Origin of the sequence: Haloarcula sp. NS06 (assembly GCF_051122755.1) — an archaeon.
GTDB lineage: Archaea > Halobacteriota > Halobacteria > Halobacteriales > Haloarculaceae > Haloarcula.
This window is the reverse complement of the sequence record NZ_CP184844.1, coordinates 114,302-127,914: the sequence shown is the minus strand read 5'-3', so window position 1 is coordinate 127,914 and position 13,613 is coordinate 114,302. Positions and strand designations below refer to the sequence as shown.

The following is a 13,613-nucleotide window of genomic DNA, read 5'->3' as shown; positions in this document are numbered from 1 at the left end:
AATTCCCTGCGGAGTGTGCCGCCGCCAGCCCGGTCCGACGGGTGACTCGCCGACATCCCGGAAGCTACACGGGGGCGAAGACCCAACTGCCGACGATGACATCTGGGAGGCGTCGTACGGTCGCGCTGGTGGTGTGTGGGCTGGGCTGGCTGGCCGCGTCGGGGACGGCGAGCGCACACGGCGGCAGTCTCGCCGGTGGCGGCCGCGAATCGCTGACGATACCGACGTGGCTCTTCCTGAGTACCGGTGGTGCGGCCGTCGGCGCGTCGTTCCTGCTGGCGTCGTTCGTCACCGACCGGACGTTCGTGGAGCGTATCCACGACTGGGGCCGTCCGCTGTCGGGCGGTTTCGAAGGCATCCTGCGGCGCGCTGGGCAACTCATCGGGCTCGCCGGACTCGCCGCGGTGTTCGTCGTCGGCTTCCTCGGACCGACGAACGCCCGAACGAACCTCGCGATACTGCTCGTCTGGGTCGGCTGGTGGGCCGGGCTGGCGATGACGACATACCTCGTGGGTAACAGCTGGGCAACGCTCAATCCGTTCAAGACCCTCGCCCAACTCTTACCGACGCTTGACCGTCCGTACCCAGACCGCGTCGGGTCGTGGCCCGCCGTCGGCGGCCTGCTCGTGCTGGTGTGGCTGGAAGTCGTCAGCCCGCTCGCCGACCAGCCGCGCCTGCTCGCGTCGGTCGTCGCCGGATACACCGTGCTGACGCTTGCGGGCGCGCTCGTGTTCGGTCCCGATGACTGGTTTGCTCACGCTGACCCGGTTGAACGGGTGTTCCGATACTACGGCCGCTTTGCGCCCATCGGCCGCGACGAGAACGGGCTCCGACTTCGGCTCCCCGGCATGGACCTCTCGACGCCGCGGCTGGTCGACGGTCCTGACGAGGTGGCGTTTGTGGTCGCATTGCTGTGGGTTACGACCTACGACGGGCTGGTCACGACGCCGGCCTGGCGCGACCTGACGACGCCGATCGTCGACGCCAGTGTCCCGCCGCACCTCCTGTATCCGGTCGCGCTCGCCGTCGGTTTCGCCGGCTTCCTCGGCGTGTATCGACTCGCGGTCCGGCTCTCCCGCGATATGTCGGAGACGTATCTGGCCCCGGCGGTTCTCGCACAGCGGTTCGCGCCGCCGCTCGTCGCTATCGCCGTCGGCTACCACTTCGCGCACTACCTCGGGTACTTCCTCGTACTCGCACCGTCGCTGGCCGTCGCGCTCGCGTCGCCCTTTGCGGACCCGGCAGTAGTGCCGACCATTGACCTGCCGGCGTGGTTCGGTGCGGTCGCGCTCGCGTCGGTCATCATTGGCCATCTAGTCGCAATCTGGGTGGCCCACGCCGCCGCGTACGACCTGTTTCCCGCGCGACTGCAGGCGATTCGGTCGCAGTACCCCTTCATCGCGGTTATGGTGTTCTACACGATGACGAGCCTCTGGGTCGTCTCCCAACCGGAGGTGGCACTCCCACATCTATGACTGACACAGCAACCCAACCAGCGGCTGATACGGCAGCGACACGTACCGACGACGACGCAGCCTACGATGTCCCGGCCGACGCCACGGCCTACAGCTGTTCGTACTGCGGCCGGCCGTTCGCCCGCGACTCATGGCTCGCGCTCCACCGCGGCCTGGCCCACCCCAACGAACTCGACGACGAGGAGGTCGAAGCCTTCCGGGCGGCCCACGACGAGGAGGAAGAGTCGCTTTCGACGTTCCGACTCCAGGCACTGGGAGCACTCGTGCTCATCTACTTTGGCTTCCTGATGGTGTACGCGCTCGTGTAGCGCCCGGTCTCACGGTGTCACCGACACAACGGACGGGAAGCGAAGCGTTGATGGGTCGCAGGTGACCAAACAGTGGATATGGACCTTCGCGTTATCGACAAATCCGACACGGAACTCTCTATCGAAATCGCCGGTGAGGACCACACGTTCATGAACGTCATCAAGGGAGCGCTACTGGAGACGGAGGGCGTCACGGCGGCGACCTACGACGTGAACCCGGAACAGTCCGGTGGCCAGACGGACCCGGTCCTGACCATCAAGACCGAGGAGGGCGTTGACGCGCTCGAGGCTCTCGAAGACGGGACCAACGCCGTTATCGAGAAGACTGACAGTTTCACTGACGCGTTCGAAGCCGCCGCGTAACTTCTAACAGAGCACATACGTGACGAACACACGTTCGTCCGGACCGACGTGGATATCGAGGCCAATCAGTCCGGCGTCCGCTCGCTGAATCCTGTTGCCCCGCTCGAGGTAGCTGTCGACGAGTGCAGTCGCCAGCGCCGTCTCGTTCTGGAACTGGTCGAGTGACTGGGGCGTTCGGTCGTAGGCCACCTCGTAGCTGACTACGACTGGGCGCTCACAGGGGAGAGAAAACCGAGAAACGCCCTCCCGCGTGGGCCGCTCCGCATTGTCGTACCTCGCATCGACACGGCCCTTATTATAGTAGGCTGCAGCGTCGTCGATGGTCGCGTTCCGTGAGACCGTCCCGCCGCCGACGCCCGACCGCCGGACGTTGTACACGTCGATGTAGGTATCCTCAACATCGGCAATCGAGAGCGAGTTGACGGTGTCACCGCTTCCGGCAGGGGACGCGATGGGCGGTGGGCCGGCAGGGGTTTCGGCGGCGAAGCCGGGCAGCGTGATACCGCCCACAGCAGCGAGCACGATAAGCCCGAGCAACACCGCCACGGCGGCGTAGCCGACTATGTACTTCGTCTCAAGCACGTCCAGCCAGCCGGTCTGTATGTCATCGAGCGGATCGTCTTCCGGTGGTCCCATCCGCCGCTCGAAGTTACTCCCACCACAGCGTTTGCAGGGCGGGGAGTTCTTCTGGTGCTGGCGACCGCAGTCCAGACAGACCCATCTGGGCCCGCCCTCGACGACCTCTTCGTTGACCTGCGTCACTGCCTCCTCGAAGGAACCGTGGCCGCAATTGTCACATGGCGGGTCGTTCTCCTCGTGGGGTTTGCCACACCATTCACACCGCCATTTCATTGTTGATGCTCCGTGTTGTGCAGATAAAACCTGTCCGATGCTAGCCCACAGTGCTGCGGTTCTCCAGCGGTGTCCCTCCACGGTCGCTCGGTCAGTTGACTCGTCGGGGACTGTCTATCCCGTTGACAGGTGCTGCCAGTGACTGAAAGAGATGTGCGCGCCACCGAGAACGGATATCGAACGCCGAGACGCGGAGAAAACCGAGGCCATCCGGGACGCCGAGAAAACTGCGTCATACAAAGAAATAGACAGGTACGGGTATTTACTATTTCGACCCTAAGTCGGAGACGGCGTTACAGTCGGACCGGAATCCCCTTGCTGTCGAGATACTCTTTGGTCTCGGCGATGGAGTACTCGCCGAAGTGGAAGATGGAGGCGGCGAGACCGGCGTCTGCGCCGGCGTCAACGAACACTTCCTCCATGTCCGCCGGGCTACCACAGCCCGAGGAAGCGATGACCGGTGTCGAGACGGTGTCACAGACGGCCTGCATCAGCGGGATGTCGTAGCCGTCTTTCGTCCCGTCGGCGTCGATGGAATTGACGAACAGTTCGCCCGCACCGCGCTCTTCGGCCTCGGTGGCCCATTCGATGACATCCAGTCCGGTTCCTTCTCGGCCGCCCTTGACAGTGCATTCGAACCAGCAGGATTCGCCGTCGACCTCGGTGTAGTGCTCGCCCTCCGAATCGAAGCGACGGCGGGCATCGACGGAGATGACGATACACTGGCTCCCGAAGGCTGCCGCGCCCTCGTTGATGAGGTCAGGTTCGGCGATAGCGCCGGAGTTGATGGATACCTTGTCCGCACCGGCCCGGAGCGTTTCTTTGATATCGGCACGGGTACGGATACCGCCGCCGACGGTCAGCGGGATGAACACCTCGTCGGCCACGGCCGAAACAGTATCGAGCATCGTCTCACGCCCCTCAGCGGAGGCGGTGATATCCAGAAAGACGAACTCGTCAGCGCCGGATTCGTTGTAGGCCTTGGCCATCTCCACCGGGTCGCCGGTGTACTCCAGATCCTCGAAGTTGACTCCCGTGTACACCGCCGCGTCCCCGTTCTCGTCCACGTCCACGTCGATACAGGGGATGATCCGTTTCGTGAGCGTCATTCGATACCTGTGGGTTCGACGCAACGCCGTTTGACCGTTTCGACTGGTGCAAGTGTCTGGTCGAGTACGCAGTGGTAATCCGACAGCTACACGTAGGACGCCCCGGAAAGACCGGCTATGGCAGACGACCACCACGAGGAGGACCGGCCGGATTACGACCCTGAACACGTCGAACTGCCCGCGCGAGAACCGCCGCTTCGGTCGACGGCCCCACAGAGCCCGTTCACGATGTCTCAAGTCGGGACAGGGCTCGGCGTACTGCTGGTCGGACTGGTGCTTACCTTCGGCATCGCGCTGGCGCTTGCCTGATCAGGTTGACATGACCACGGCGGCCAGCATGAATATCATATCTGATACTTCTGGGGAGAGTATATAGGTTTCCACGCTAACAACTGTTGTACTATGCCGTCCCAGTCGGAGGTGAGTACGGTGGTCGCAACAGGAACGTCAGTGGCGACCGCTGGTCGGCGCGCTGGCCAGGAGGCGACCAGCACTGCTCGCGACCGACTGGACGCCGAGCGGGTGGATTTCTGTCAAGTGTTTGCTGGCTCAGGATTCGATGCTGAAGCCGTTCTGGCGGGCGTGAATGCGCTCGTTGACGACGAGACAGCCGTTGTCGGCTGTACGGCTGGCGGCACGTTCACCGAAGAGCGAGCGATGGACGCCGGCGTGGCAGTCACACTCGTTACCAGTGACTCGTTCCGGTTCGATACGGCCCTCGCCACTGGTCTCAGCGAGAACACCCGCGGGGCTGTCAGAGACGCTGTCCGATCGCTTCCCGAAAACATTGATCAACCATATCAGTCAGCGCTCGTGCTCCACGACGGGCTCGCAGGCGTCGGTGAACAGTTGTCGCTGTCGGTCCAGCGGCGGCTTGGCCCCTATGTCGAATTCGCAGGTGGGGCGGCGTCTGACGGTCTCCGAATGGAGTCGACACCAGTGTTTTGCGATGAGTCGGTTGTCGAGGACGCAGTCGTTCTCGTGCTCATCTCCGGCGAAAAGCGACCGGTAATTACCGTCAACCACGGTCACACCCCTATCTCAGAGCCGTGGGAGGTAACCGACGTTTCCGGAAACGTGGTGCACGAACTCAACGGTGAACCAGCGTTTGACGTGTGGAAAGACGCTGTTCGAGACCACGTTGCGGAGACAACAGGAATAACGGTCGATGATGTCCCAGTCGGTTCAGCGGAACTCAGGAAGCTCATGGTCGCATATCTGTTCGGCATCGACCAAGGCGAGAGCTACAAGATCCGCTGGCCCCGGACTGCGATTGAAGAGACTGGCGCACTGCAGTTCGCCGTCGATATTCCGGAGGGGACTGTCCTCCGTATAATGCATGGCAACAGAGCGGACCAGATCGCGTCCGCCAAGCAGGCTGCTGCAGACGCTGTTTCGCTGTGTGACGGTCATATCGCTGGCGCGTTCGTCTACGACTGTGCGTGCCGCCAAATTCTCTTCGACGACGCGTTTTCATCGGCTGTCGATGGGATTACATCGACCCTCTCGGCCCCAGTTGCTGGGTTCGAGACGTACGGGGAACTGTGTATGCAGGCTGGACAGCTCAGCGGCTTCCACAACACGACAACGGTGCTCTTTGCACTGCCGGAGTAACAGATGAATCGAACAGGGCTCGTTTCAAAGTTCGCTGAAACGGTTGGTATCGAAAAGGCATCGGCTATTGTCGACGACGCGATGGCTGACCTCGGTATTGGTGGCGAAATGGAGATAGACGGCACGGATGCACAGGACATCTGTGATATAATTCAACACGACAACGAGGGATATATCGCGCTCGTCGCGAGTGAACTCCGCGTACAGCTGGCGGCACAAGAACGGTTTGATGCGCTCCTGGGGAACATCCCTAATCCGGCTGTCGTCGTCGAGTTTGAGCAGCGAGAACCATACGTCAAGTCGATCAACGAAGCGTTCGCGGACTCGTTCGGCTATAACCGGACAGATGCAGTCGGAACAGCGCTTCGGGCACTCCTCGCGCCGCCTGGAGCCGACGCCGAAGTTATCAGGGCAGACTGGTGGGAACAGACCGGCCAGTCAGAGCAAGAGGTCAGACGGATGACTGCATCAGGGGAAGTCCGGACCTACCTGTTCCGGAGCACCATTGTCACTCATGACAGCAACCAGCTGGAAGGGTACGGCATATATACCGATATCACTGAACGAAAGCGCCGCGAACAACAGCTGAAACACCAGAACGAGCGCCTTGATGAGTTTGTCAGTATCGTCAGCCACGACCTTCGGAATCCGTTGAACGTCGCATCCGGCCGCACCCATCTCCTGCTCGATGACATCGAGGATACGGCTGTGCAGGAGGGGCTACAGGAGGTCGCTGCGGCACACGAGCGGATGGCACGGATTCTTGATGACACACTGACGCTCGCTCGGCAGGGACGGGTCGTTGGAGAGACCGCGAGCGTCTCCCTCGAAATCGTCGCAGCCGACGCATGGCAACAGGTGGAAACTGAGGAGGCAACGCTCACGGTCGAAACCGAATCGGTCATCGAGGCGGACTCAGAGCGCCTCCAGCAGCTATTCGAGAATCTTTACCGGAACGCCATCGAGCACGCCGGCGCGGAATGCACCGTTGTCGTTTCCGCGCCCGAGTCCCACGAGCAAAACGGGTTCTCCATCGCGGACGACGGCCCTGGCATTCCACCGGACGACCGTGCGCTGGTGTTCGAACACGGCTACTCAACGAACTCGGACGGGACAGGGTTCGGCCTGTCAATCGTTCAGAGCATCGCTGAAGCGCACGGCTGGTCGGTCACAGTCTCTGAGAGCGAAATGGGCGGTGCGCGGTTCGATGTCCGCTGGTAATCAGGCCAGTTCGTCTTCGATGACCGAGCGCAGGTCGGCGATGTCCGCAGCGTTGTACGCCAGCGTCTCGTCGTTGACCGTAATATCGAGTCCGCTCGAACCGTCTGCTTCGCCCAGTTCTGTCACCGGAGCCACGTCGTCGAAGGCCTCCCGGATCGCCGCCGGGTCGGTGGTCTCGAACACCACGCGGCCAGGTCGTTCGTTGAACAGGAGCCGGTTCGGAGTGCCACGTTCTGCCGTTTCAATTTCGACCGACGCGCCGGCGTCCTCGTGGACCATCTCAGCCAGCGTTACCGCGAGGCCACCATGGCTCACGTCGTGGCTCGCAAGCACGTGGTCGGCGTCGGCGACCTCGGCGATGGTTTCGATGACCTCTGTCGAGTCAGCTTGGAGAGCGGGGAAGCGGTCAGTACCCCGAACTGCGCGGTGTACTCGGACCCGCCGAGTCGCGGATCAGTCTCACCTTCCAGTGCGGTGTCGCCAACGACGACGAGCGTGCCCTCGCCGGACAGCGACAGCGGCGGGGCGTCGTAGCCTTCCTTGACCCCGACCAGCGCGAGCGTAGGCGTCGGCGGAATCGGTCCGTCCTGTGAGTCGTTGTACAGTGAGACGTTGCCGCCGACGACCGGCACGTTGAGGTCGCTGCACATGTCCGCCAGGCCGTCGACAATGCCTTTGAAGCCGCCGTAGACGTCGGGCTTCTCGGGGTTGCCGCCGTTCAGACAGTCCACGGCCGCGTGGGGTGTCGCGCCCTTCGCGGCGACGTTCGTGGCGTTTTCCAGCGCGACGGCGCGTGCGCCTTCGTACGGCGCGGCGTCGGTCCAGTTGGGGTCCGCGCCGGCAGAGAACGCCAGTCCGGTCCCGGCCTCGCGGATGGCGAGCAGTGCGGCGTCGTCGCCGGGCAGAACGCTCGTTCGGACCTGCACCTCGTGGTCGTACTGGCGGTACACCCACCGCTTCGAGGCGCAGTTCGGGCTACCGACGACCTCCTCAAAGGCTTCCTCCAACTCGACCGCCGGCAGGTCCCGTTCTGGTTTCGGCGGCGCATCGCTGGGCAGGTCGTTCATCGGCGCACCGTCACCGAGGAACTCCGCGTCCACATCGACGACCGTCTCGCCCTCGAACGTGCAGACGTAGTTCGTGCCCGGCTCGGTGAGTTCACCGATAACCGAACAGCCGAGGTCGAACCGCTCAGCGAGTTCGGCCACGCGGTCGACGTCCTCGGGCGTGACCTCGTACACCATCCGTTCCTGGCTCTCGGCGAGCAGGTACTCCATGGCGTTCATGTTGGGCTCACGCTCGTGGACGTGGTCGAGTTCGATACGTGCGCCGAGGCCACCCTTGGCGACCAGTTCGGACGATGCGCCGCCGAGGCCAGCGGCCCCGAGGTCGCGGGCCGACTCGACGAGTTCCTCGTCCAGTAGCGCCTCGTTGCACTCGACGAGCAGCTTCTCCGAGTACGGGTCGCCAACCTGAACGGCCGGCCGGTCCTCCGTTTCGGCGTCCTCCGCGAGGTCCTCGCTGGCGAAGGACGCGCCGCCGAGCCCGTCCCGCCCCGTCGCGTTGCCGACGAGGACGAGCTTGTTGCCCGGCTCCTGGGCCTCGGCGGTGATGGTCCGCTCGGGCTCCAGCAGGCCGATACAGGAGACGTTCACCAGTGGGTTGCCCTCGTAGTCGTCGTGGAAGGCGACGCTCCCGGTGACAGTCGGGACGCCGATGCAGTTCCCGTAGTGGGAGATACCCTCGACGACGCCCTCGAAGAGATAGCGGGAGTGCTCCCGGTCGAAGTCACCGAAGTACAGACAGTCGGCCAGTGCGATGGGGTAGGCCCCCATCGACAGCGTGTCGCGGACGATACCGCCCACACCCGTCGCCGCCCCGTCAAACGGGTCGACGTAGGACGGGTGGTTGTGGGACTCGACGCCCATCGTGATGTACATCTCATCGCCGTCGCCGTGGGACGGCAGGGAGACGACGGCTGCATCGTCGCCGGGGCCGATGACGACCTGATCGCCTTCGGAGTCGAACGCCGACAGCAGGGGGCGAGAGGAGCGATACGCGCAGTGTTCGCTCCAGAGGTTCTCGAAGAGAGCGGCCTCCGCCCGTGTCGGCTCCCGACCGATCTCCTCGACCACGAGTTCGTGGTCCGCGTCGGACAGGCTCATTACCTCGTCGTGGCCGCCCACAAGATAAGTCCCTTTCCATGCACCCGCGTCGGCAGCACACGTACCCTCGCGTCGGCAACTCAGCGAATGGCGACCGTTGAGGCGTGCCTGTCCAACGACTCGACACCTACTCATAGTACCTGAGATTCACAGATGAATACGAGTGGCTACTGATTATCGCCCATGGGCTTCATTAGGCTACGATATGCCTTTGAGTGCCTATACGAAGGCTCCGACTCGATATCTTCGGAGGGATCACATCGAGATGTAGATTTCAAATACGATAACTGGTGCTCGGAGTATATATGACCGCTGACCATACCCCAATGCAGTATGGGTGCTGCCGATGGTGACTGGCTGACACTGGAAGGGAGTTCCTTCTCCGGCCGGTCCTTTTCCAGCGTGTGGGCGGTGGCGCTGGCGACCTACGGCGTCGGTGACGTGGTTACCACGATCGCCATCGTCTATTTCGTCCCGACGTTCACCGAGGCGAATCCCGCGATCCGGTGGGCGATCCAGTCGTTCGGCGGGGGCGGCTTCCTCGGCCTCAAACTCCTTGTTATCTACTGCTGTCTCGGCCTGAGCATCTGGGGCGGCGTGCTGGAGGAGGACCCGCTGCTCTACTACGGCCCGCCGGCGCTCCTGACAGTGCTGGGACTCGTCGTGACTGGATTCAACCTCAATCTACTGTTTTCCTGAGGACCCACTGTTTTGCTGCCGGATTATTCAACCGTCGTGTTGCTGGCGGTGGTCTCGTCCGATTGATTGTTAGCCGGCATCTCTGTTGGGGTTTCGGACAGGAGCGCACTCGGGGGTGGCGAGCCACTGCCGCCGCTTTCAGTCGGCGTTGCGTCAGCTCCGTCCGGTGTCTCTGTTGGTGTCGACTCTGTCGGACTTGGCGTCATCTCGGTGGCGGGCTGGTCGGGTGCCGAGTCGTTGTTGTCGGTAAGACCAAGCGTCCCAACGCCAGCACCGATGACGGCGAGTAAAACGAGAAGAACCAGTCCCAGAAACCGCTTGTTGTAGGTGCCGTCCGCATCCCGAAAGATGCCGCTGCTCATCTCAGCTCCGCCTCCAAGCAGTTGCGACGCCGCGCCGGAAGTAACCCGATATCATCTTCTTTTGACACGTTATTGCTTTTTGTTGTGGAGGGCTCTCCACTATCTCACCAAGCCACCGATATCCCACCCAGTCGGCTCAGTATACGATATGTCGCCCAGCAAACCGTATAATGGTTTTCATGTCCTCAACCGTCAAAATGGGCTGTTTATGCCCGCAGTATTGTGGCAGTGTGATTGCCCGGGTCGGCACACCTATTCAGTGATTGTATCGGCGTGAGTGCACAGAGAGCACTACTCCGAGACGGTCCACTGTCAGAACAGGGCGCTATCGTCGGACGATTCGTCTTCATCGTCAGGCCGGAGTTGCCCGGTTTGCCGGTACCGCGTTTCGAGTTGCTGGAGTTTGTCGTTAATACTGGTGCTCTGGTGGTGATCCGGGCTCACGCGGACACGGACAAGGTCGTACTCGTGGCGGTCCGCCAGCCCGTTCCAGGCGCGGAACGCGCCCACAGTCAGCGTGTCGCTCTGGGGGCAGAACTCTGTCGTCGGCGTGAACTCCGCCCTGAGAACACGATTATCGTCCGTTTCACGGCCGTAGCGGAAGCCAGCGTCAGGGTGCCGGTGGTCGAGATTTAGCCGTGCGAGGTTGTACCCGAACGTCATGTCGTACACGCCGCGCTCGTCGAACAGGTCCATCGTGAGACGGTGGAACGCGGCGTGATCGTCGCCGGTCAGTACCGCTGTTTCAGACAGGAACGGGCCGGGATCCGGGTTGTGTTCGGGAACGAACGTCCCGTAGCTATCGAACCCGACATCTGAGCCGCCACGGAGGCCGGAGAGAAAGCTCATATTGAACAAAACGGGCGGCGTACATCAGGACTTACTCCCGAACGTGTTCGGGGGAACCCCCTCCCCGACTCCCGGCAAACGTTCAGGTGATGCCAGCAACCACACTCGACCTACGCGAGACGCCGCCGCCGGAGCGACACTCGAAGATACATGACTCCTTTGAGGCGCTGTCCGCTGGGGAGACGCTTCGGATTATCAACGACCACGAGCCAAAGCCGCTGTTCTACGAGATGCAAGCCGAGGTTGAGACATTCGACGCGGCGAACTACCAGTGCGAGCAGGACGGCCCACAGAAGTACGTCGCCGACCTTCCGAAACAATGAGCGAATCGACAGCCGCAGAAACGGAACGAGCAACGCTCGACGGCGACGAGGACGGCCGGATGAGGGTGTTCGACGGGGAGCCAAAGACCATCCAGTTGACACTCGATGCGGGAGAGTCGATTCCGGCTCACAAGCATCCCGGTCGGGATATCGTGTTCCTCCTCCGGTCGGGCGCCGTGGATCTGACGCTCGGCGACGAGACGATGTCGCTCTCGCCGGGAGACATCGTTCGGTTTGAGGGTGACCAAGACATCTCCCCCGCCGCAACGGCGGACAGCGATGCACTGCTCGTTCTGGCGTCGTCGTCAGAATAGGCTCACTCGAACAGGGAGATCGCCGTTTCGATCCGCTCGTCGTCCGCACTCTTCGCCGCGTCCTGTAGACTTGCTTGGGGGACAGCGAGCAATCGGTCGACGAGCCGTTCGCTCAGCTCTTCAACCGCCAGCCGCTGGTCAGCCGTCAGTTCGCCGTCCTGCTGTAGCTGTGACAGCGTTCGTTCGAGTTGCTCCCGCTGAATCTTCGCTCCACGACTGTCGATCCGAGCGATCGCTTCTTCCACGTCGACAGGTGGCTCTGTGTTCCGACTCATCTGCGCCAGATGACTGTTACTGTCGCGTCCTCGGTCTCAACACTTTCGAAATCGTAGCCTCTGTCTTCGAGCTTCGGATAGAGGTGCTGCGGAGCACGGTCGTTGAACTGGACAAGGACAGTGTCGTCGTCCAAGTCCGCGAGCAACTCCAGCGTCTGCTTGAGCGGCTTCGGCGGCCCGAGCGACCGAACATCAAGCCGCTCCGTCGGTGTGTCATCGGGTGCATCCGTTTCCGAAACCAGGGCCGCGGTTTGCGCTGTTGGCTGGTGGTTCGACGTCATATATTCCTGTTCGGGTGTGAGCAGGCCGACTGTTTTCCCGAACATATTCGGCCACATTGCCAGCAGGGACAGGGTCATACTAGACGACAATGAGTGGAATACCTGCCGACGTGGACGCAGACGCCGCGCCGCCGATGACGATTCCGCTCCGTCATTTCGTTGTCGCGCTGGCGTTTCTAGTCGCCGGTGTCACTGTTGGCGTCGTTGAGGGGCGGGCCGGCCACCTCGCGCAGGTCCACCTCTTGCTTGCAGGGTGGGTCTGTCTCACCATCATGGGCGCACTGACACAGTTCGTTCCGGTCTGGTGTGGAATCGAACTCCACTCCCACCGCCTCGCTGCTGCGCAGTTACCACTCGCCGCGGTCGGGTTCGCGGGTCTGGCGGCTGCGTTCCTGACAGCGACTCCTGCTCTGTTACCAGTCGCTGGAGCGGTCGCGCTGATCGGTGTCTGGACCCTTTGTTACAATATCGGTCGGACGCTACTCGCTGCAGCGCTCGATGTCACGGCAATCCATTTCGGCTGGGCATTGGTGTTTTTTGCCCTCGTGACGGCCGCCGGAATGGTGCTGGCTCTGGACCACGCTGCCGGCATCCTCCCGCTGCTAGGAATCGGCCGACACCGACTCTTATTGGCACATGGGACGCTCGCCGTGTTCGGCGCGGTCTTGACGACTGTCGTGGGCGCACTGGCACAGCTCGCCCCGATGTTTACGCAGGCGGACACCGGTAGAATCGCCGCGGCGATGCAGCGGGCTGAAACGGCCGTCTATCCGCTCGGCGTTCTCACGCTGGCCAGCGGTCGTCTGGTCGGATCACCCATTCTGGCCCGACTCGGCGCAGTTCTCGTCGCTGCTGGTCTCGGCGTGGTGGCAGTGCTTCTGGCGCGACAGCTCGTCGGTGCGCGTGTCGAGTGGTCACCGATGCTGACCCGCTACAGCGTCGCGGCATCGTCGCTGTTTCTCTGGGCAGGGCTGACGATGGTTGCGTGGTGGAACGACCCGCTCGCCTACACTGGGCTGCTCGGTCAGCCGTCGACAGTGCTACTCGTCGGCGGTGTCGGCTTTGTTGTCTTCGGGACGCTGTATCACGTCGTCCCGTTCATCGTCTGGGTCCACCGGTACAGCGACCGTCTCGGCTTCGAGGACGTGCCGATGGTCGATGACCTGTACGACCACCGAATCGTGGCAATAGATGGTATGACACTGACAATTGCGTACGGCCTCCTCGTGAGCAATCAGTGGCTTGCGACGCCGGACGGCACGGCGCTGGTCGCTGGGATGCTCGCGTTCTTCGGGACCATACTGTTCGCGGGCAACCTCGTCGCTGTCCTCGTTGCGCATAGCCCACAATCACTGTCAACACTGCTGACCGGTCGTGAACGCACGCTCACCGAGGACTCGTGA

At 62.4% G+C, this 13,613-nt stretch carries 16 protein-coding genes and 1 pseudogene; 10 read left to right on the top strand and 7 right to left on the bottom strand.

The features are described from left to right. Nucleotides 1-128: 128 nt before the first annotated feature. The 3 genes from ACODNH_RS04240 to ACODNH_RS04230 all read left to right on the top strand — a co-directional run bounded on the left by ACODNH_RS04240 (nt 129) and on the right by ACODNH_RS04230 (nt 2,146). On the top strand, nt 129-1,475 hold the full coding sequence (locus ACODNH_RS04240) for a hypothetical protein (RefSeq protein WP_434531425.1): 1,347 nt from the start codon (nt 129-131) through the stop codon (nt 1,473-1,475). Continuing rightward, complete coding sequence (locus ACODNH_RS04235; RefSeq protein ID WP_434530961.1) at nt 1,472-1,783, top strand: DUF7410 domain-containing protein; 312 nt, start codon at nt 1,472-1,474, stop codon at nt 1,781-1,783. Before ACODNH_RS04240 ends, ACODNH_RS04235 begins: the two co-directional genes overlap by 4 nt. A gap of 78 nt (nt 1,784-1,861) precedes the next feature. After that, nucleotides 1,862-2,146, top strand: a complete 285-nt coding sequence (locus ACODNH_RS04230) for a DNA-directed RNA polymerase subunit L (protein WP_306707773.1) — start codon at nt 1,862-1,864, stop codon at nt 2,144-2,146. 3 nt (nt 2,147-2,149) lie between these two features. Here the strand turns inward: ACODNH_RS04230 and ACODNH_RS04225 are convergent, their stop codons facing one another. Both ACODNH_RS04225 and hisF read right to left on the bottom strand, forming a co-directional pair. Then, on the bottom strand, nt 2,150-2,998 hold the full coding sequence (locus tag ACODNH_RS04225; protein WP_434530960.1) for a hypothetical protein: 849 nt from the start codon (nt 2,996-2,998) through the stop codon (nt 2,150-2,152). A 293-nt stretch (nt 2,999-3,291) separates the two neighbouring features. After that, on the bottom strand, nt 3,292-4,107 hold the full coding sequence (gene hisF, locus ACODNH_RS04220) for an imidazole glycerol phosphate synthase subunit HisF (RefSeq protein ID WP_306707769.1): 816 nt from the start codon (nt 4,105-4,107) through the stop codon (nt 3,292-3,294). A 117-nt stretch (nt 4,108-4,224) separates the two neighbouring features. On the opposite strand from hisF, the gene ACODNH_RS04215 reads away from it, so the two are divergent. From ACODNH_RS04215 to ACODNH_RS04205, 3 genes are all read left to right on the top strand, one after another. Next, on the top strand, nt 4,225-4,416 hold the full coding sequence (locus tag ACODNH_RS04215) for a DUF7550 family protein (RefSeq protein WP_004591771.1): 192 nt from the start codon (nt 4,225-4,227) through the stop codon (nt 4,414-4,416). 93 nt (nt 4,417-4,509) lie between these two features. Continuing rightward, nucleotides 4,510-5,721, top strand: a complete 1,212-nt coding sequence (locus ACODNH_RS04210; protein ID WP_306707766.1) for an FIST signal transduction protein — start codon at nt 4,510-4,512, stop codon at nt 5,719-5,721. Nucleotides 5,722-5,724: 3 nt separating this feature from the next. Further along, nucleotides 5,725-6,942, top strand: coding sequence for a sensor histidine kinase (locus ACODNH_RS04205; protein WP_434530959.1), 1,218 nt, complete (start codon nt 5,725-5,727; stop codon nt 6,940-6,942). On the opposite strand, the pseudogene purL reads toward ACODNH_RS04205, so the two are convergent. Further along, nucleotides 6,943-9,107 (bottom strand): annotated as a pseudogene (gene purL, locus ACODNH_RS04200) (phosphoribosylformylglycinamidine synthase subunit PurL). A 333-nt stretch (nt 9,108-9,440) separates the two neighbouring features. On the opposite strand from purL, the gene ACODNH_RS04195 reads away from it, so the two are divergent. After that, the gene (locus ACODNH_RS04195) at nt 9,441-9,806 is read left to right on the top strand and encodes a hypothetical protein (protein ID WP_306707760.1); all 366 of its coding nucleotides are present in this window, start codon (nt 9,441-9,443) and stop codon (nt 9,804-9,806) included. A gap of 23 nt (nt 9,807-9,829) precedes the next feature. On the opposite strand, the gene ACODNH_RS04190 is transcribed toward ACODNH_RS04195, so the two are convergent. After that, entirely contained in the window at nt 9,830-10,168 is a 339-nt protein-coding gene (locus tag ACODNH_RS04190; RefSeq protein WP_306707758.1) for a hypothetical protein, read from the bottom strand. Between the two features lie 312 nt (nt 10,169-10,480). After that, complete coding sequence (locus tag ACODNH_RS04185; RefSeq protein WP_306707756.1) at nt 10,481-11,017, bottom strand: hypothetical protein; 537 nt, start codon at nt 11,015-11,017, stop codon at nt 10,481-10,483. A gap of 89 nt (nt 11,018-11,106) precedes the next feature. On the opposite strand from ACODNH_RS04185, the gene ACODNH_RS04180 reads away from it, so the two are divergent. Beyond that, nucleotides 11,107-11,340 carry a DUF2249 domain-containing protein gene (locus tag ACODNH_RS04180; RefSeq protein WP_306707754.1) on the top strand — a complete coding sequence of 78 codons (234 nt, stop codon included), beginning with the start codon at nt 11,107-11,109 and terminating at the stop codon, nt 11,338-11,340. After that, the gene (locus ACODNH_RS04175; protein ID WP_306707752.1) at nt 11,337-11,654 is read left to right on the top strand and encodes a cupin domain-containing protein; all 318 of its coding nucleotides are present in this window, start codon (nt 11,337-11,339) and stop codon (nt 11,652-11,654) included. The genes ACODNH_RS04180 and ACODNH_RS04175 overlap by 4 nt, the downstream gene beginning before the upstream one ends. A gap of 2 nt (nt 11,655-11,656) precedes the next feature. Here the strand turns inward: ACODNH_RS04175 and ACODNH_RS04170 are convergent, their stop codons facing one another. Together ACODNH_RS04170 and ACODNH_RS04165 are read right to left on the bottom strand one after the other, a co-directional pair. After that, nucleotides 11,657-11,929: a glutamyl-tRNA reductase gene (locus ACODNH_RS04170; RefSeq protein ID WP_306707750.1), complete on the bottom strand. Its 273-nt coding sequence runs from the start codon at nt 11,927-11,929 to the stop codon at nt 11,657-11,659. Beyond that, on the bottom strand, nt 11,926-12,288 hold the full coding sequence (locus tag ACODNH_RS04165) for a DUF2249 domain-containing protein (RefSeq protein ID WP_306707748.1): 363 nt from the start codon (nt 12,286-12,288) through the stop codon (nt 11,926-11,928). The genes ACODNH_RS04170 and ACODNH_RS04165 overlap by 4 nt, the downstream gene beginning before the upstream one ends. Before the next feature lie 11 nt (nt 12,289-12,299). On the opposite strand from ACODNH_RS04165, the gene ACODNH_RS04160 reads away from it, so the two are divergent. After that, nucleotides 12,300-13,613, top strand: coding sequence for a hypothetical protein (locus ACODNH_RS04160; protein WP_306707746.1), 1,314 nt, complete (start codon nt 12,300-12,302; stop codon nt 13,611-13,613).